At 70.6% G+C, this 17,800-nt stretch carries 18 protein-coding genes and 1 pseudogene; 2 read left to right on the top strand and 17 right to left on the bottom strand.

Annotation, left to right across the window (positions count from 1 at the left end; translation table 11 throughout):
* Positions 1-10: 10 nt before the first annotated feature.
* The 3 genes from ASD84_RS20030 to rplS all read right to left on the bottom strand — a co-directional run bounded on the left by ASD84_RS20030 (position 11) and on the right by rplS (position 2,066).
* Entirely contained in the window at positions 11-709 is a 699-nt protein-coding gene (locus tag ASD84_RS20030) for a ribonuclease HII (protein ID WP_056714304.1), read from the bottom strand.
* 12 nt (positions 710-721) lie between these two features.
* Positions 722-1,606, bottom strand: coding sequence for a signal peptidase I (lepB, locus tag ASD84_RS20025; RefSeq protein WP_082574081.1), 885 nt, complete (start codon positions 1,604-1,606; stop codon positions 722-724).
* A gap of 97 nt (positions 1,607-1,703) precedes the next feature.
* The gene (rplS, locus tag ASD84_RS20020; RefSeq protein WP_056714301.1) at positions 1,704-2,066 is read right to left on the bottom strand and encodes a 50S ribosomal protein L19; all 363 of its coding nucleotides are present in this window, start codon (positions 2,064-2,066) and stop codon (positions 1,704-1,706) included.
* Positions 2,067-2,237: 171 nt separating this feature from the next.
* Here rplS and ASD84_RS20015 point away from each other — a divergent pair, with 171 nt between their 5' ends.
* The gene (locus ASD84_RS20015; RefSeq protein ID WP_056714298.1) at positions 2,238-3,467 is read left to right on the top strand and encodes a Fic family protein; all 1,230 of its coding nucleotides are present in this window, start codon (positions 2,238-2,240) and stop codon (positions 3,465-3,467) included.
* A gap of 75 nt (positions 3,468-3,542) precedes the next feature.
* Here the strand turns inward: ASD84_RS20015 and ASD84_RS20010 are convergent, their stop codons facing one another.
* The 13 genes and pseudogenes from ASD84_RS20010 to ffh form a co-directional block, all read right to left on the bottom strand.
* Positions 3,543-4,814 carry an ammonium transporter gene (locus tag ASD84_RS20010; RefSeq protein ID WP_056714293.1) on the bottom strand — a complete coding sequence of 424 codons (1,272 nt, stop codon included), beginning with the start codon at positions 4,812-4,814 and terminating at the stop codon, positions 3,543-3,545.
* A 174-nt stretch (positions 4,815-4,988) separates the two neighbouring features.
* Positions 4,989-5,351, bottom strand: a complete 363-nt coding sequence (locus ASD84_RS25870) for a GNAT family N-acetyltransferase (protein ID WP_414858606.1) — start codon at positions 5,349-5,351, stop codon at positions 4,989-4,991.
* Positions 5,352-5,486: 135 nt separating this feature from the next.
* A pseudogene (gene trmD, locus ASD84_RS25865) lies at positions 5,487-6,161 on the bottom strand (tRNA (guanosine(37)-N1)-methyltransferase TrmD); the annotation flags it as partial.
* A complete protein-coding gene (rimM, locus tag ASD84_RS20000) occupies positions 6,158-6,733 on the bottom strand; it encodes a ribosome maturation factor RimM (protein WP_200954680.1) in 576 nt (191 codons plus the stop codon). The pseudogene trmD and the gene rimM, both read right to left, overlap by 4 nt.
* A gap of 182 nt (positions 6,734-6,915) precedes the next feature.
* Positions 6,916-7,155 (bottom strand): RNA-binding protein, encoded by a 240-nt coding sequence (locus ASD84_RS19995; RefSeq protein ID WP_056714287.1) that lies wholly within the window; start codon positions 7,153-7,155, stop codon positions 6,916-6,918.
* A 4-nt stretch (positions 7,156-7,159) separates the two neighbouring features.
* Positions 7,160-7,681, bottom strand: a complete 522-nt coding sequence (gene rpsP, locus ASD84_RS19990) for a 30S ribosomal protein S16 (protein WP_056714284.1) — start codon at positions 7,679-7,681, stop codon at positions 7,160-7,162.
* 156 nt (positions 7,682-7,837) lie between these two features.
* On the bottom strand, positions 7,838-8,710 hold the full coding sequence (locus tag ASD84_RS19985) for an ATP-grasp domain-containing protein (protein WP_056714280.1): 873 nt from the start codon (positions 8,708-8,710) through the stop codon (positions 7,838-7,840).
* A complete protein-coding gene (locus tag ASD84_RS19980) occupies positions 8,707-9,426 on the bottom strand; it encodes a hypothetical protein (protein ID WP_056714279.1) in 720 nt (239 codons plus the stop codon). The genes ASD84_RS19985 and ASD84_RS19980 overlap by 4 nt, the downstream gene beginning before the upstream one ends.
* On the bottom strand, positions 9,423-11,321 hold the full coding sequence (locus tag ASD84_RS19975; protein ID WP_056714273.1) for a S8 family serine peptidase: 1,899 nt from the start codon (positions 11,319-11,321) through the stop codon (positions 9,423-9,425). The genes ASD84_RS19980 and ASD84_RS19975 overlap by 4 nt, the downstream gene beginning before the upstream one ends.
* Positions 11,322-11,421: 100 nt before the next feature.
* A complete protein-coding gene (locus ASD84_RS19970; protein ID WP_056714270.1) occupies positions 11,422-12,495 on the bottom strand; it encodes an amidohydrolase family protein in 1,074 nt (357 codons plus the stop codon).
* 25 nt (positions 12,496-12,520) lie between these two features.
* On the bottom strand, positions 12,521-12,901 hold the full coding sequence (locus ASD84_RS19965; RefSeq protein WP_056714266.1) for an NYN domain-containing protein: 381 nt from the start codon (positions 12,899-12,901) through the stop codon (positions 12,521-12,523).
* Positions 12,898-13,632: a hypothetical protein gene (locus ASD84_RS19960; RefSeq protein ID WP_056714263.1), complete on the bottom strand. Its 735-nt coding sequence runs from the start codon at positions 13,630-13,632 to the stop codon at positions 12,898-12,900. Before ASD84_RS19960 ends, ASD84_RS19965 begins: the two co-directional genes overlap by 4 nt.
* Before the next feature lie 13 nt (positions 13,633-13,645).
* Positions 13,646-15,208 carry a signal recognition particle protein gene (gene ffh, locus ASD84_RS19955; protein ID WP_056714260.1) on the bottom strand — a complete coding sequence of 521 codons (1,563 nt, stop codon included), beginning with the start codon at positions 15,206-15,208 and terminating at the stop codon, positions 13,646-13,648.
* A gap of 100 nt (positions 15,209-15,308) precedes the next feature.
* Between ffh and ASD84_RS19950 the strand changes: the two genes are divergently transcribed.
* On the top strand, positions 15,309-15,584 hold the full coding sequence (locus ASD84_RS19950; RefSeq protein ID WP_056714256.1) for a hypothetical protein: 276 nt from the start codon (positions 15,309-15,311) through the stop codon (positions 15,582-15,584).
* Here the strand turns inward: ASD84_RS19950 and ASD84_RS19945 are convergent.
* Positions 15,571-17,799 (bottom strand): [protein-PII] uridylyltransferase, encoded by a 2,229-nt coding sequence (locus ASD84_RS19945; protein ID WP_056714254.1) that lies wholly within the window; start codon positions 17,797-17,799, stop codon positions 15,571-15,573. The two genes, ASD84_RS19950 and ASD84_RS19945, sit on opposite strands and share 14 nt — an antisense overlap.
* Position 17,800 lies beyond the last annotated feature (1 nt).

The following is a 17,800-nucleotide window of genomic DNA, read 5'->3' as shown; positions in this document are numbered from 1 at the left end:
GGGAGCAACCCTAGCCGTCGGATGGTTCAAGATCCGGCAGTGACTCGGGGAAGGGCTCGAGTCCCGCCGCGCGCCGTACGTTCACGAACCGCATCCGGTGCACCGGTGAGGGACCGTGTTCCTCGAGCGCAGCAGTGTGCGTCGCGGTGATGTAGCCCTTGTGGGTCCGGAAGTCGTACGACGGCCACTGCTCGTCGAGCTCGACCATCAGCCGGTCGCGGGTGACCTTCGCCAGCACGGACGCGGCCGCCACGCACGCCGCCACCCGATCGCCCTTCCACACCGCGAGGCCGGGCGCACCGAGCCCGTCGACGGGGAACCCGTCGGTCAGGACGTACGACGGCGGCAGGGCCAGCTTCGCCACCGCCCTGCGCAACGCCTCGACGTTGGCCACGTGCATGCCCAGCCGGTCGCACTCGTCGTGGGAGATGACCACGACCGACCAGGCCAGGGCGCGCTTCACGACCTCGTCGTAGCAACGCTCCCGCGCTGCTGCGGTCAACAACTTGGAGTCCGCCAGCCCGGGGATCACCCCGGCCTTGCCCGCAGGCAGGATCGCGGCCCCAGCGACGAGCGGACCCGCGCAGGCTCCGCGGCCCGCTTCGTCGACTCCGGCGATGGGCTCGAGCCCGTGGCGTCGAAGAGCCCGCTCGTAGCCGTAGAGACCCGCGTCGCGTCGTACCGTCGCCCCGGTGGGAAGCCTCGACATCTGCGGCCTCGCTCAGGGGCTGGCGAGCTCTTCGGCTCGCTCGCGGACGTCGGCCGGCGGGTCGTCGGGAACGTCCTTGAAGACCTCGGGACGGCTGATCCAGGTCCACCTGTCCCGCGGCCAGATCAGGGTGAAGACCTTGCCGACGACCAGGTCGGTGTCCACCCAGGGACTCTGCGTGCACGGGTCCTCGTCGGGCCCGCACAGGTGGGCCCGCGAGTCCGCGGAGTGGCCGCGGTTGTCGCCGAGCACCAGCAGCTTCCCGTCCGGGATCGGACCGATGGTCCACCCGCACGGGCTGCCGAGGGCGGTCTTCGACTTGGTGATCCATTCGTCGACGACGGCATTGCAGGCGCCCGGGTCAGGGCCCAGGTAGCTGGACTCGTCGAGGACCTGCCCGTTGACCGAGATCCGGCCCTGCTCGTCGCAGCACACCACGACGTCGCCGGCCGTGCCGATGACACGCTTCACCAGGTGACCGCCGGTGGGGTACAGGCCGATCTTGGACAGCGCGTTGGCCATTCCGGTCGGGCCGACGTTGTCGGTGGGGCCGAGCCACTCGCCCGGGTCCTCGAAGACCACGACGTCGCCGCGCTGGGGGTGCCTGCCGAACCAGTAGGAGACCTTCTGGACCAGGATCCGGTCGTTCTTGACCAGGCCCGGCTCCATCGACTCCGAGGGGATGTAGAACGCCTGCACGAACAGCGCCTTGATCAGCACGGCGAGGCCGAGGGCCACCGCCAGCAGCAGGATGCTCTCCTGCCACACCGGGAGGTGCTTGCGGTCGTCCTTCTTGGCCTTTGCCTTACCGGTTGCCTTGCGCCGTGGGGACTCGTCGGCGGCCGTGGCGCCTGCATCAGGCGCGTCGGCGATGTCGTCCGGCTGGTCGGTGGTCACGATGGTCGAGTCTAGGCACGCCCTGCACGTGAAATGCACGAAGGCCCGACCTTGTGCGGTCGAGCCCTCGTGGAAAGCGGTGGAACTGAGCGCGAACTCAGATTTCCCGGCGCTCCTTGATCTTGGCGGCCTTGCCCTTGAGGTTGCGCAGGTAGTAGAGCTTCGCGCGACGCACGTCACCGCGGGTCACGATCTCGATGGTCTCGAAGATCGGCGAGTGGAGCGGGAACGTCCGCTCGACACCGACGCCGAAGGAGACCTTGCGGACCGTGAAGGTCTCGCCGATGCCGCCACCGTGGATACGGATGACGACGCCCTGGAAGATCTGGACACGCGAGCGGCTGCCCTCGATGACCTTCACGTGGACCTTGACGGTGTCACCGGCGCGGAAGGCGGGGATGTCGTCACGCTTGAGGGCGTTGCCCAGGTCGGTGACGAGGGCGGGGCTGGGGTTGGTCATGATTCTCCTCGCGAATGCACACAGGTCAGCCGCGGAACATTGGAATGGGACATCGAGCTGGTGCGCGAGCGGCGATTCCCCTGTGGCAGAAGCGCTCGTTGCACCGACCCACGATCCTCCCACAGCGGGGCGTGAGCGTCTAAATCCGCACGAGCCGCAAGAATGACGCCCATGACCGACGCTCCGTCCCGCCGCGACTGGGCACCCCACACGGAGGAGACCCGTCCCTGGCGGCAGAGCGTCCCTCGAGGGCCGCGCGCCGAGCGCAAGCTGCGAGAGGTGACGGTCTCCCTGCCGCCGTACATCGCCGACCTGGACTACGCGATGGAGCGTCCCCTCACGGCGATGGTGATGGCCAGCGCCGGCGACCTCGGCCACCTCGACCTCGTCCACGGCCGCACCCTCAAGGCGCTGAACCACCTCCAGCTGCGCACCGAAGCCGTCGACTCCTCGAAGATCGAGAACGTCGACGCGAGCCTGGCCGACTACGGGCGGGCGTTGCTGGGGGTCGGCGCCAACGCCTCGGCGGTGTCGATGGCGTCGGCCACCGCGGCACTCTCCCGGATGATCCACGACGCCGACACGACGCGGAGGATCCGGCCCGAGGCGATCCTCAAGGCGCACCACGACCTGTTCCGTCGCCATCCCGACGAGGCCGAGCGGGCGGGGAAGTTCCGCACCCGCCAGAACTGGGTGGGTGGCAGCGACTACTCCCCCACAGGCGCGCTGCACGTGCCGCCGCCGCCGGAGACGGTGTCCGGCCACCTCGAGGACCTGTTCGCGTTCGCGGACCGGGACGACGTACCGCCCCTCGTGCAGGCCGCGATCGTGCACGCCCAGTTCGAATCGATCCATCCCTTCGTGGACGGCAACGGCCGCATCGGCCGGGCACTGATCCACGCCGTGCTGCGGCGCCGGCGAGCGACCCGGCACCTGACCGTGCCGATCGCCTCGGCCCTGGTCTCGCACCGCGAGCGGTACTTCGGCGCCCTCAACGACTACCGCGACGGCTACGCGCAGACCCTGGTCGCCATGCTCGCCACCGCGGTCCGGATCGCGACCGCGGAGTCGTGGACGACCGCGAAGAACGTCCAGTCGGTCCGCGGCGAGTGGCACGAGGCACTGGCACGGCCGAAGCCGGGCACACCGGTCCACCGCCTGCTCGACCTGCTCACCGAGGAGCCGATCGTCAACGTGCCGCTCGTGTCCGAGCGCATCGACGCGTCGGAGGAGACCGCTCGTACGACGATCGACACCCTCGTGGACGCGCAGGTGCTGACGCGGACGGCGCGCTCACGCCAGGCGCCGGTGTGGCTCGCCAAGGGAGTGCTGGACGAGGTCAACGACCTGAGCGTCCGGATCCAGGCGTCGAGCCGCCGGATGCGCGACGCCCCAGCCTGACCGGGAACGACCACAGGCCCGCCCCGGACGAACCGGGACGGGCCTGCGCCGTGGAGCAGGTTGATCAGGTGCCCATCAGTTGATGGCGTAGCCCTCGCCGTGCAGGGCCAGGTCGATACCGGCGACCTCGTCCTCTTCCTTCGCACGGAACCCGATCGTCTTCTCGATCAGGGTGCCGATGACGAAGGCCATCGTGAACGAGTAGGCCGCGATGGCGAACGCCGGGATCGCCTGGACGACGAGCTGCTCGATGTTGCCACCGACGAACAGGCCGGTGTCGATGGCGAAGAAGCCCAGGTACAGGGTGCCGATGAAGCCGGCGACGAGGTGGATGCCCACGACGTCCAGGCTGTCGTCGACGCCGATCTTGTACTTGAGCTCGATGGCGAAGGCGCAGACGGCACCGGCGACGAGACCGAGCACGATGGCCCAGATCGGGGTCAGGTTGGCGCAGGACGGGGTGATCGCGACCAGACCGGCCACGATGCCCGAGGCGGCGCCCACAGCGGTCGCCTTGCCCTCCTTGAAGTGCTCCACGACGATCCAGCCGACCAGCGCGGCGGCGGGGGCAACCAGCGTGTTGACGAAGATCAGGCCGACCTGACCGTCCGAGGTGGCCGCGCCACCGTTGAAGCCGAACCAGCCGAACCACAGGATCGCGGTACCGATGAGGACCAGCGGCACGTTGTGCGGCTGTGCCTCTTCCTTGGAGAAGCCGACCTTGCGCTTGCCGAGGACGAGCGCGAGGGCCAGGGCAGCAGCACCAGCGTTGATGTGAACGGCCGTACCACCCGCGAAGTCGATCGTGCTGGTGTCGTAGCCGAGGTGCGTTCCGAGCTGACCCACCCAGCCGGTGAAGGTCGCGACGCCGTCGGCGTCAACCGTGAAGGCGAAGACCCACGAGGCGACGGGGAAGTAGACCAGCGTGGCGAAGAGGCCGACGAAGAGCATCCAGGGCCAGAAGCGGGCGCGGTCGGCGATGGAGCCGGAGATCAGCGCGACGGTGATGATCGCGAACGTGGCGCCGAAGATCGCGCCGGCGAGGATGGCGCCCGAGCCGGCGTCCCCACCGAAGGCGGCCGTCGAGGCGTCCTGCAGACCGAAGTCGGAGAACGGGTTACCGAGGATCTCGGGGATCCAGTCGGCACTCGAGCCGTCGACGAAGGCCTGGTTGAAGCCGAACAGGATCCACAGCACGGCCACGAGGCCGATGGAACCGAAGCTCAGCATCATCATCGAGATGACGCTCTTCGACTTCACCAGGCCGCCGTAGAAGAACGCCAGGCCCGGCGTCATGAAGAGGACGAGGGCTGCTGTGATCAGCAGCCACAGGACAGGAAGGCTCATGGAACAAACTCCTCGGGAGAGATACGGGCCAGCATTGCGACCCACTGAGGCCACCCTCGTTGGTGGGCCGCGTCTGAGGCCGATCCTGACGAGCAGTCGTTTCGCAGAGACCCGGCTCGCGTTTCCGGTTTGTTACAGGTTCGTCAGGCGTGTGTCATTGCCGTGAACGCAGGCTCACGCACGCCGTTTGGTGAGGACGACGGCACCGGGAGGTGCGTCGAGGTCCGGGCGCAGCCGGAAGCCCGCCTTCTTGTACATCCGCTGGTTGCGCGTGCTGCCCGCCCCCGTGAAGAGGACGTACGACGTCACGCGCGCTGGCGCGACGGCCTGGATGTGGTCCAGCAGCACCCGCCCGAGGCCACTGCCCTGCTGGTCGGGGGCGACCATGATCCGGCCGATGTCCCAGGCCATGCCCTTCGGGCCGTCAGGTCCCTCCAGGCGCCCGCGGACAGCCCCCACGAGTCGCCCGGCCCGACGCACCACCCAGGTGTCCCACTCGCCCAGCCACGCCCGCACGTCGTCGTACGACTCGTGCAGGGCCGGGATGTCGAGGGAGTCGTTGGCGAGTGCCTCCTGGACCCAGCAGGCGCGCTGCAGGGTGAGCAGCTCGGCCGCGTCCCCGGGCGTCGCCCGGACGATCGGCGTGCCGTCGTCGAGGACCGCGGGGTGGAGCAGGTCGGGACGGCGCTCCGCGGTCCGGCGTACGGACTGCTCGTGGCGCCAGGCCGCGACCTTGCCGTGGTCGCCTGAGCGAAGGATCGCCGGGACCTCACGGCCACGCCACGCGGGCGGTTTGGTGTAGACGGGGTACTCCAGGAGGCCGCCCTCGGCGTGGGACTCCTCGACCAGGGACTGGGCGTTGCCCATGAACCCGGGCAGCAACCGTACGACGGCCTCGGTGATCGCGAGCGCCGCGACCTCTCCTCCGTTGAGGACGTAGTCACCGAGGCTGATCTCGCGGACCTCGGCGCGTTCGCGGGCGTGGTCGATGACCCGCTGGTCGATGCCTTCGTAGCGGCCGCAGGCGAACACGATGCGCGGGCGGCTGGCGAGCTCCTCGGCGAGGCGCTGGTCGAAGCGCTCCCCCGAGGGCGTGGTGAAGACGATGCAGGTGTCGTCCTGGATCTCCAGGGCGTCGAACGCCTCGCCCCACGGCTCCGGCTTCATCACCATGCCGGCGCCACCGCCGTACGGGGTGTCGTCGACCCGGTGGTGCTTGTCATGGGTGTGGCTGCGGAGGTCGTGGACGTGGAACTCGACGAGCCCCTTGTCGGCCGCCTTGCCGGGCAGGGAGAGGTCGAGCGGGGCGAAGAAGTCCGGGAAGATCGTGAGGTAGTCGAGCCTCACGACTGCTTCTCCGCTTCCTCCGGGTCGTCGACGTCGTCGGGGAACGGAGTGACCAGGCCGGGGCGGTCCGCGATCACGACACGGCCGGCAGCGAGGTCCACCTCCGGCACCAGCGCCGACACGAACGGCACGAGCGTGTTGCGGCCGTCGGGTGTGCGGATCTGGAGCAGGTCCTGGGCGCCGTGGACGACCGACGACACCGTCCCGATCTCGTCGCCTTCGAGATTGACCGCGACGAGTCCGATCAGCTGGCGGTCGTAGAACTCCTCGGGGTCCTCCGGGACCTCGTCGGCCGACACGCTCGCCCGGAGCACCGATCCGCGGGCGGCTTCGGCTGCGTTGCGGTCCGCGAGCTCGGCGAAGGTCACCAGCAGCACGCCCTGGTGCCAGCGCGTGCGCGACACCGTGAGCCGGCGGGCAGCGAAGGCCGAGCCCTTGGGTGCCTCGACGTCGAGGACCGCGCCGTCGACGTACCGCCGCTCCGGCTCGTCGGTCCGTACGTCGACCGTCACCTCACCACGGATGCCGTGGGGTTTGCCGATCCGGCCGACGACGACGTCAATGCTGTCCACGGGTGCAGGCTACGGGCCACCGACCCGGCACGTGGAAATCAGGCCGGCAGCGGGGCGGGAGGCACTCGATGGCAGCTTGCTGCCCGCTCCAAGTGCCGAAGACCCGCTCGGCCCATTCAACAGAACGCCGAACGGGCGCCTCCCGTGAGGGAGACGCCCGTTCGAGCGATGTGGTGCGAGCGTCAGCGGCGGTCGGTGTCGACGAAGTCGACCCGGGTGCCGCTGTTGCCGGAGATCGCGGAGATGACCGTGCGGAAGGCGGTGGCGGTGCGACCGCTCCGACCGATCACCTTGCCGAGGTCGTCGGGGTGGACCCGGACCTCGAGCACCGAACCCCGGCGCAGCTGCTTGTCGCGCACGACGACGTCATCGGGGTGTTCGACCACTCCGCGGACGAGGTGCTCCAGCGCGTCGGCGAGCATCTGCTCAGGCCTCGTCGGTCTTGGCCTCGGCCTCGGCGGCCGGAGCCTCCTCGGCAGGGGTCTCGGCGGGCGCCTCGGCGGCGGCCTCCTCGACCTTCTCCTCGACCTTCGCCTCGGCAGCCGGAGCGTCGTCCTTCTTCGCGGCCTTCTTCTTGGCGGTCGTGGCAGCGGCCTTGGGCTCGCTGGCGACCTCCTTCAGGGCCTCGTTGAAGATGTCGAGCTTGGCGCGCTTGGGCTCCTTGACCTTGAGGGTGCCCTCAACGCCGTCGATGCCCTTGAACTTCTGCCAGTCACCGGTGATCTTGAGCAGGACCTCGACGGCCTCGGTCGGCTGCGCGCCGACACCCAGCCAGTACTGCGCCCGGTCGGAGACGACGTCGATGTACGACGGGTCCTCCTTGGGGTGGTACTTGCCGATCTCCTCGATCACGGCGCCGTCGCGCTTCTTGCGCGAGTCGACGATGACGATGCGGTACTGCGGAACCCGGACCTTGCCCAGGCGCTTCAAACGAATCTTGACGGCCACGTTTGTGGTGTCTCCTTGACGATGTGTGGTGGGTGAGGCGCGGGCTACCAGGTGGGGACACCGGGGCCCGGACTCGGATGGGTTCCGCGCCACCGGTTGAGAGGGACCGGACGATGCAGAACTCAGCCACCAAGTCTGCCAGATGACCGGCGGCCTTCACGAATCGGCTGCCAGGTGGTCCGCCAGCGCGGACGCGATCTCGTGGTCGGGGCCGTCGAAGCTGGTGTACGCCGGTGACGTGTTCGCCTCCCAGCAGTACCAGCGGCCGTCGCTCCCGAAGCGCAGGTCGATGCCGGCGAGGGCCAGGCCGAGGGCGGCCGCGAGGGCCCGACACCGCTGGGCGACCGGCTCCGGCAGCTCCGTGGGGTCGAGAGTGAATCCGCCGTAGCGGTAGTCGACCGCGTGCGACCGGACCCGGTGGACGAACAGGCGCTCACCGACGACGTGGACGCGGTACTCCACGCCCGGTATGAACCGCTGGAACTGCGTGGGGCACCAGCGCACGGCTCCGAGGTCGTCATCGGGTCCGACGACCCGGACGATGCTGCGGGTGCCACTGATCGACTTCACGATGACCTTGCCGTGCTCCGCGACGAAGGCCGCGGCGGCCTCGGGATCCGTGGTGAGCAGGGCCTCGGGCACGGCGAAGCCCGCCTGCTCGATCACGGTCGCCTGGCGCGGCTTCGAGTGGTTGCTGAGTCCGGCAGAGGGCCGGTTGACGACCCGGACCCGTGCGGGCAGCGCCTCCGCCCACTCGCGCAGACCGAAGGTCAGCCGGCTGAGGCGGGCGTGCTCGGCGGCGTCGACCGCGTCGGCGAGGTCGTAGGGACGCAGGTAGACGCCGCGCAGGTTGGCGACGGGAACCTCGAGGTCGCCCACGACGAGGGCGAGCCGGTCGCCGAGGGGTTCGACCGCGATCCGTTCGCACGAGGTCTGGTCCAGGAACAGGTACGGGACGCCGCGATCGGCGAGCACCTGGCGGACGTTCTCGAGGGGTGCGTCGGAGTGCAGCCCGTGCAGCACGATCACGACGCCACCTCCTCGAGGAGCACGTCCTCGACCAGGCCCCGCACGGCCGACCGCACCTCGGCGGTGCGCACCACGGGAGCCGGGAGGACGGCCTGCAGCCGCGGCAGCGACGTACCGGCGCCGCGGACGACGACGGCCGAGAGCAGGGGGACGTCGTACGACGCGGCCATGGCGCACAGCCGTCGGGCCAGCGCGTCATCGATCTCGCAGGAGTCCGATCCGCCGACCCTGAAGACCCGGTCGGCGACCACGGTCATCAGCGCGCGCGGGGTGCCGACGTCGCGGTCGACGTCGCGGTCGGTGGCCAGCGGGAGTCCCGCGGCGGCGGCCCAGGTCGCGGTGGGTGGGCACGGTCCCGCCAGGCTCGCGTACGACGGCGCGACCAGGCACCTCGACCCGAGGGTCGTGAGCCAGTGGCCCAGGAAGGCCGTCATCTCCGAGGCGACGTACTCCCGGTGCTCCTCGGTGATCCACCCGAGCTGGGCTGCATCCACTCCCCCGAGCAGGCTGACCAGGAGCTGCACCTGGTCGGTCGCGAACGGCGCCCCGTCGGCCACGCCGCGCGCGGCCACCGCGCCCGTCCCGGAGGACGGGCCGGCAGCCAGCGCCCAGCCCGGCAGCGACAGGTCCGCCGGGGTGAGCAGGCGTGCGCCTGCCCACCCCGCGACCAGCGCTGCCGCGCCGGGGTCCTGCTGGGAGGCAAGGACCAGGATCACGACGGTCCGTTGCCGTTGGCGGACCCGGCGACTGCTGCCTCGACCACCTCGGTGGACACGTCAGGCCGGTCCTCGGCGTTGACGAACGGGCTGCCGATGCTGCCCATCCGCTCCTCGATCCGGTCGAGGCGCTTGATGACCTCCTTGATGCCGTCGACCTCCTCGAGGACCCCGGGGTTCACGACCAGCTCGCCCGGGTCGAAGATGTCGTCGATCTCGCGGCCGGCGATCTTCACGTCGTCGATCTCGTGGATCTCCTTGACCCGCTTCTCCAGGATGTTGTCGCGCAGGTGCTTGACGACGTCGTTCTCGAAGTAGCGCCGCTTGACCACCTTGCGGGCGGCCAGCAGGGCGGCGTGCACGTCGATCCGGCCGTAGCCCATCTGGTTGTTCCAGGTGCCGTTCGGGTGACCCGAGACGTTGGCGTACGCCACCGTGCCCACCTTGGCCGCGGTCTTCTCGATGATGTTGCGGACCGCCACGTTGCTCAGCGACGAGTTCCGCGAGCGGATCAGCGCAGCCAGCGCAGCGACGTGCGGGGTCGCCGCGGAGGTGCCGTTGAAGGTGCCGGTGTAGGCGGTGCCGGTGTAGCCGTTGCTGCCGAGGCGGTCGGTGCTCGGGATCCGGACCCCGGGTGCGACCACGGACATCTGCGGGCCGTAGTTGGATCCCCAGCCCTCACCGTCGGGGCTGCTCGGGGACTTCCGGTTGTCGGCCTGATCGCTGGCACCGACCGCGATGACCAGCGGGTTGGTCGCCGGGTAGGTGATCCCGTTCAGGGTGTTCTGGTTGTGCGTCGCGACGCACATGATCATCCCGGCGTTGTGCGCCTCCTGGATGGCCGGATCGATCACCGCGTGGCTCCAGGCGTTCCACCCGAAGCTCATCGACACGACCTGGGCGCCCTGGAGCCGGGCGTAGCGGAGGCCGGCCGCGACCTCGGTGTCGGTCCAGCGGTCGAAGGCGATCGGCAGGAGCCGGCAGCCACCGGCGAGACCGGCCACGCCGATCCCGTTGCCGGTCCGCGCGGCGACGATGCCCGCGCAGGGCGTGCCGTGGTTGCCCGTCGGGGCGCCGGTGCCCGACATGGTGCCGAGGTTGATCCCGTTGTGCAGGAAGGCGCCGGCCAGGTCGGGGTGCCCGAGCTCGACACCCTCGTCGAGGATGGCGACCGTGACCGAGGCCGAGCCCATGGTCAGGTCCCAGCCCGTGGTCCCCGGGCCACCGGCCCCGATCTGGCGCAGGCCCCACTGGTCGACGTACATCGGGTCGTTGGGGGTGTGGGCGACCGGGACGCGCAGCGGCACCCACTCGAGCCGGACCTCCACCTCACGGCCGAGCGCGGCATTGATCTGCTCCGGCAGGTCGTAGGCCGGCGTCGCCGCCGGGTCGACGACGGTGAAGTAGTCGAGCTCGCCGAGGAGGGAGGACCGGACCTCGTCGCGCTGGAGCCCGAGGGCCTCGACGGCGGCCAGGTCCTCAGGGCTCGCCACGTCGGCGTCCAGGAGGACGACGGCGTCGGCGGCCGGCGAGAGCTCCTCGGCGCCGGCCCCGAAGTCGGCGGTGTAGACCGGCGAGGACCAGGCGACCGAACCACCGCTGGTCGCGGCGTCGAGGGCGTCGGTGTCGACGGCCGAACCGTCCGCGGTGCGGGCGAACACGAAGTCCTGACCCGCGTTCACCGGCTGCTTGTCCGCCTCACGGCCGGATGCGGCATCCGCCACCGGACCGTCGTCCGTGCGCTGGGCGCCTTCGGGCACGAGCCCGAGCGAGGCGAGTACGTCGCCCCGGGCTCCGGCCACGGGCGTGGACCGCGGAGCGAGCAGCACGCGGTCGGGGTTCAGCTCGAGATGCACACCGGACGGGTGCGCGAGGTTGTCGGGAAAGCTGGGCATGGTGATCTCCTCCGAGGGTGAGGGTGACTTGTGTCACTCACCTCTCGGAGCACCTACCTGCCGCCCTGATACATCCCGATCGGATCACTGCCCGAAGGGGTCACCTGACGACGCGACCGCGCAGCACCACGTACGACGGCTCCGCCAGCACCGACAGGTCCTCGACCGGGTTGCGCGGGTAGACCACGAAGTCGGCAGGGTCGCCCTCGTCGAGTCCGGGGTTCCAGCCGAGCCAGGCACGACCGCGCCACGACGCGGCGCCGAGCACGTACTCGTTCGGGAGGCCCATCTCGGCCATCGCCCGGATCTCCTCGTGGAGGACTCCGTGACGGGTCGACCCACCACCGTCGCTGCCGACGTAGAGGGCCACCCCGGCGTCGTACGCCTTCATGAGGACGTCGCGCCGCGCGGCGTGGAGTCGCTCCATGGTGTCGGCGTACGCCGGGAACTTGCTGCGGCCGGCGTCGGCGAAGCCGGGGAACTTGTCGGTCTGCAGCACCGTCGGCACCAGGGCGACACCGCCCGTGACCATCCGGGCGATGTGTTCCTCGGTGAGGCCGGTCCCGTGCTCGATGCAGTCGATGCCGGCGTCGAGGAGCGGCGACACCACCTCCTCGCCGAAGCAGTGGGCCGTCACCTTCGCCCCGTGGGCGTGCGCGACGCCGATGGCGGCGGCGACGGCGTCGTCGGGGAACGACGGCACCAGGTCGCCGGCGTCACGCGAGATCCAGTCACCGACCAGCTTCACCCAGCCGTCGCCGGCCTGCGCCTGCTCACCCAGCGCGGCGGGAAGGCCGTCGGGCTCGACCTCCTGGCCGTAGTTCTGGATGTAGCGGCGGGTGCGCGCGACGTGGCGCCCGCAGCGGATCAGCCGCGGCAGGTCCTCCCGCTCGTGCACCCAGCGCGTGTCCGCCGGGGAACCACAGTCGCGGAGCAGGAGGACGCCGTTGGCCCGGTCGGCCAGGGCCTGCTCCTCGATGGCCTCGTCGGAGACCGCCCCGCCGTCCTCGAGCCCGAGGTGGTTGTGGGCGTCGACCAGTCCGGGCACGATCCAGCCCTCGCCGACCGTGTCCGCCCCCGCCGGCCGCTCGTAGGTGATCAGGCCGTCGACGACGTAGACCTCCCGCGCGTCGCCGTCGGGCAGGACCGGTCCGGAGAACCTCAGTGCGCTCACGCAACCGACGCTACCAACGTGACAGTCAGAGGTGGGAGAGGAGCCAGGTGGGCGAGAGCGTGGTCGCGCCAGCACCGTGGACGCGGGCGTCGAGAGCACGGTCGGCGGTCACCACCACGACCCGGCCACCCTTCACGGCGGCCTTCTCGACTGCCTTGCGGGCTTCCTCGACGATCGTGGTGTCGCCGTCCTTGGGGGCGTGGACGGTCCGGACGTGGGCGTCACGGCCCGCACGCACGCCGCCCTTGGCCTGCCCTTCGAGCACGAGTACGACGACGTCGTACTCGATGTCGGCGACGAGCAGCTGGTCGTGCAGCCGCAGGGCCGCGCCGGCGCGGTCCTTCCACCAACCGTCGGGGCGGGCGCCCACGACGTTGGCGCCGTCGACGATCAGGGTGGAGGTCACTGGGGACCCCCGTCTCCCCCACCGGCCACGCGAGGAGCGAGGACGCCGAGCTCCCAGAGCGCGAGCTGCAGCGCGACGAACTCGGCCGCGTCGAGCGTGATGTCGAGGCGCTTGCGCTTCCTGCCCTGCTGCCAGCCGGTCCAGGTCGTGCGCACCACGCCCGCGTTGCGGCAGTGGACCGTGATCCGGCGCCGGCCGGCACACAGCTGGAGGTACGCACCGACCCGGACGTCGACACTCTCGTAGCTGTCGTCGTTCCCGGAGATGCCGGACGGGCGGCCCTCCCAGGCGCTGCCCAGGACGACCTCCTCCACGGAGCGGAGCCGACGACGGCCGAGTCCGTAGGAGTGCCGGAGCACGGCGCCACGCCCGTCGACGCGCAGCTGGCCCGGGAACAGGCGAGCCCCCCAACCCACCGCGCCCCAGGCGATCATGGCCACTGCCAGCAGGCCGATCGACCCGAGGATGACCCGGTCGTCCCGCTTTCCCGAGGTCGCGGTGAACCCGGCGGCGCCTGCCGCGACGACCACGGCCAGGCCCAGCAACCAGCGCGAACCGACGCGCTCCGGCCCTCGCCATCGGGCCTCGTCGGCGCAGCGGCTGTCGCCGTGCACCTTGGCGAGGTGCCGTTCGAGGTTCGCGCCCTTGACCCCGGCGACACAGATCGGACAGGGCACCGGACTCCCGGGGTTCTGGCCCGCCAGGCGAAGCGCCCGTTCCGCGGTCGTCATGGCGTGGTGCCGGCTACTTCAGGAACTTCGAGAAGTCCTTCGGCAGCTCGAGCTGGGCAGCCGCGGCTTCGTAGTCGATGTCCTCGCCGATGCCGAACGGGTTCGGCTTGGCCTCAGCGGCCTTCGCCTTCGCCGCAGCGGCTTCCTGCGCGGCCTTGGCCGGGTTGCCGGACTTGCGCTGCCCGCCCTTCGCCTTGGCCTTCTGCTTCTGCTTCTGGGTGACCCGCTTGGGGCCACCACCCATGCCGGGCATGCCCGGCATTCCGGGCATCCCGCCGCCGCGAGCCATCTGCATCATCATCTTGCGCGCTTCGAAGAAGCGGTCGACGAGACCGTTGACGTCGGTGACCGTGCGCCCCGACCCCTTGGCGATCCGGGCTCGACGCGAACCGTCGATGAGCTTGGGGTTGGCGCGCTCGGCCGGCGTCATCGAGCGGATGATCGCCTCGACGCGGTCGATCTCACGCTCGTCGAAGTTGTCGAGCTGCTCGCGAATCTGTCCCATGCCCGGGAGCATCTTCAAGATGCTGGTCATCGAGCCGAGCTTCTTGAGCTGCTGCATCTGCGACAGGAAGTCGTCGAGGGTGAAGTCGCCGTCGCTGAGCTTCTGTGCAGCCTTGAGCGCCTCCTCCTGGTCGAAGGCCTTCTCCGCCTGCTCGATCAGGGTGAGCACGTCACCCATGTCGAGGATGCGCGAGGCCATCCGGTCGGGGTGGAAGACGTCGAAGTCGGTGAGCTTCTCGCCCGTGGAGGCGAACATGACCGGACGACCGGTCACGTGGCGGATGGAGAGCGCCGCACCACCGCGGGCGTCACCGTCGAGCTTGGTGAGTACGACGCCGTCGTACCCGACACCGTCGAGGAACGCCTGCGCGGTGGTCAGGGCGTCCTGACCGATCATCGCGTCGACGACGAACAGGGTCTCGTCGGGCTGGACCGCGTCGCGGATGCCGATGGCCTGGGCCATCATCTCGGCGTCGACGCCGAGACGACCGGCAGTGTCGACGATGACCACGTCGTGCAGCTTGCGCTTGGCCTCCTCGATGGAGGCGCGGGCGACGGACACGGGGTCACCGACGCCGTTCCCCGCCTCGGGAGCGAAGACGGGGACGCCGACCTTCTCGCCGTTCACCTGGAGCTGCTGGACGGCGTTCGGGCGCTGCAGGTCGCAGGCCACGAGCAGCGGCGTCTTGCCCTGCTCCTTGAGCCAGAGCGCGAGCTTCGCGGCCAGCGTGGTCTTGCCGGCGCCCTGGAGGCCGGCGAGCATGATCACCGTCGGGCCGGTCTTGGCGTAGCGCAGGCGGCGGGTCTCGCCGCCGAGGATCTGCACCAGTTCCTCGTTGACGATCTTGACGACCTGCTGCGCGGGGTTCAGCGCACCGCTGACCTCTTCACCGCGGGCGCGCTCCTTGATCGCCGCCACGAAGTCCTTGACCACGGGCAGAGCGACGTCGGCCTCGAGCAGCGCAATCCGGATCTCCCGGGCAGTCGCATCGATGTCGGCCTCGGAGAGCCGGCCCTTGCCGCGGAGGTTCTTGAAGGTCGCGGTGAGGCGGTCGGACAGTGTGGCGAACAAGAGCAGTCCTCGCGGAGACGGGAAACGAGCCGGATCAAAGTGCTGGAGCGGCCGTTGCAGGCCGTGCTCCACTCTAGTTCAGGCATCTAGACTCGATTGCATGACCATCGCCGTCTTCACGTTCGCCGGGCTCCTGGTCCTGGTGCTGGTGATCGCGGCGGGCCACCGGATCCTGCGATCGGACAACGGTGTGGGTGGTGGGGTCGCGGACGGTCTGGGCAGCTTCATCGACGTGTTCGACCCCGCCCGGGCCCGCGCCGACCGCGACCTGAAGTCACACAACAACCAGGGCGCCGTCATTCCCAACCCGGATGACGACGACCGTCCGATCGAGGTCGACCTCGTGAAGGGAACGGCGCGGATCAGACGCCGGTGATCGCGGCTCGCACCGCGTGGGCCGCCTCGGCGGACCGCGTCTCCGACAGTGCCCCGGCCGACGCCTCCTGCACGTAGAACACGTCGACGGCCTGCGGCCCCAGCGTCGAGACGTGCGCCGAGCGCACGGTCATGTCCATGGCGGCGAGGGCCGAGCTGACCTGGAACACCACGCCGAGCCGGTCGGCTGCGCGCACCTCGATCACCGTCGCGTGGTCACTCGCCTCAGGTCGTACGACGACCGTGGGCGCGAGCTCGCCCGGGGCAGGGAGTCGCGGGGCCAGTCGCGAGGCCACGTCGACGCGGCCCTCGGAGATCGCGTCGTACTGGTCGCGCAGGGCGCCGGGGTTGAGGTACTCGTCGGCGACGTCCCACACGGACACCCCGTACTCCCCCTGGGACCAGATGCGCGCGGCCCGGATCGGGACCCGGCGCAGGGCGAAGGTCGCGGCGACGCTGGCCAGCAGTCCGACCCGGTCGGGACCGACAGTGGTGACCCGGGAGCCGTCGGCCACGGGTTCGATGGTGATCGCGAGCTCTCCTCGCGTGGCGCCGGCCGGGATCTCGATCTCCTCGACCCGGAAGGCAGGCGGCACGCTCCCCCGCTCCAGCGACGCCCGGGCGCGACGGGACAGGTCCAGGACCAGACCGGCCCGCCACGACGACCATGCCTTCGTCGACGCAGCCTTCGCGTCGGCCTCGGTCAGCGCGGTGAGCAGGGCGAGCGCCTCGGGGGTCCGGATGTGCTCGGTGAGTGCGTCCAGGGTGGCCGGGTCGTCGGGGTCGCGAGTGGTCGCGATGTCGGCGAGCAGCAGGTGCCAGCGCACCAGCTGGCTGATCAGGTCCACCTCGTCGTCGTCGAAGCCCATCCGGGCCGCGATCTCCCGGGCGATCGGAGCGCCGGCGACGCTGTGCTCGGTCAGGTCGCCCTTCCCTATGTCGTGCAGCAGGGCTGCGACGACGAGCACGTCGGGGCGCGAGACGCCGCGGATCAGGGAGGCCGCCTCGATGCAGGTCTCGACGACGTGGCGGTCGACGGTGAAGCGGTGGATCACCGAGGCGTGCGGGAGCAACCGGATCCGCTCCCACTCGGGAAGGATCCGCTCGAGCGCGCCGGTCTCGTCGAGGGTCTCCCACACCGGGAGCAGGCCGGGCCCGGCAGCGAGCAGGCGCACCATCTGCTGGCGGGCCTCGTCGGGCCACGGCACCGGCATCGGCGGGCACTCCCGGACGAGACGAGCGGCCGTCGGGGGCGCCAGCACCACGTCACGGACGGCAGCCTCGGCCGCGGCCCGCAGCAGCAGCACGGGGTCGTTCGCGGGTCGTGCGCCCTTGTCGAGGACCACCTCGCCCTGCGACAGCGCCACTCCCGACGCGAGCCGGGTGAGCTCGGGGCGCCGCGGCTTCGCCGCAGGAGTACGACGAAGGGCATCGTCCGTGCGGCGCCAGGCGAGCCGCGACAGGTGGGTCACCCGCCGGCCGAGCTCGCGAACGTGCCGTTGTGCGGCGCGCTCGTCGGCCAGGTCCAGCCCTTCGGCCAGCGGACCCCAGTGCTCGGGCGCGATCCGGTCAGTGCCGCGACCGGCGGAGGTGTGCAGCACGTCGCGGACGTCCAGGAGCTGGCCGCGGCAGCGTTCGAGGTCGGCTGCGGGGACGTCGACCAACCACGTTGCGGTCAGGCTCTTGAGCACCGTCGCGTCGCGGAGTCCGCCTTCGGCCTCCTTGAGGTCCGGCATCGACAGGTGGGCGAGCTCGCCGATCAGGCGGTGCCGGTTGCGCACCATCTCGTGCAGCTCGGGCAGCCGCTGGCGTGCCTGTCGCCGCCACTGGGCGAGGACCGTGGTGCGCAGCCGCAGCGTGAGGCTGTAGTCACCCGCGATGTGCCGGATGTCGAGCAGGCCCGAGGCGACCCGGATGTCGTTCTGCGCCGCGGTGATCGTCTCCGACAACGTGCGGACCGAGTGGTCGAGCTTGTTGCCGGAGTCCCACAGCGGGTACCAGACCTGCGCGGCGAACTCCCCGAACCAGTCCTGGTTGACGTCGTCCTCGGCGACGAGCACCACGTCCAGGTCGGAGTGGGGCGCCATGTCGCCACGCCCGAACCCACCGACCGCGACCAGGGCGACGCCGCTGTCCGGGCCGCCCGCGTCGTCGTACGCCTTGCCGCACAGGGCATCGGCGGCCTCGGTGCGTACGACGCGGTCGGCTGCGGTCATC

This window comes from Nocardioides sp. Root682 (genome assembly GCF_001427795.1).
In the GTDB taxonomy this organism is placed as follows: Bacteria; Actinomycetota; Actinomycetes; order Propionibacteriales; family Nocardioidaceae; genus Nocardioides.
The sequence above is the reverse complement of the archived record's forward strand: the minus strand, read 5'-3'. Positions and strand labels throughout refer to the sequence as shown.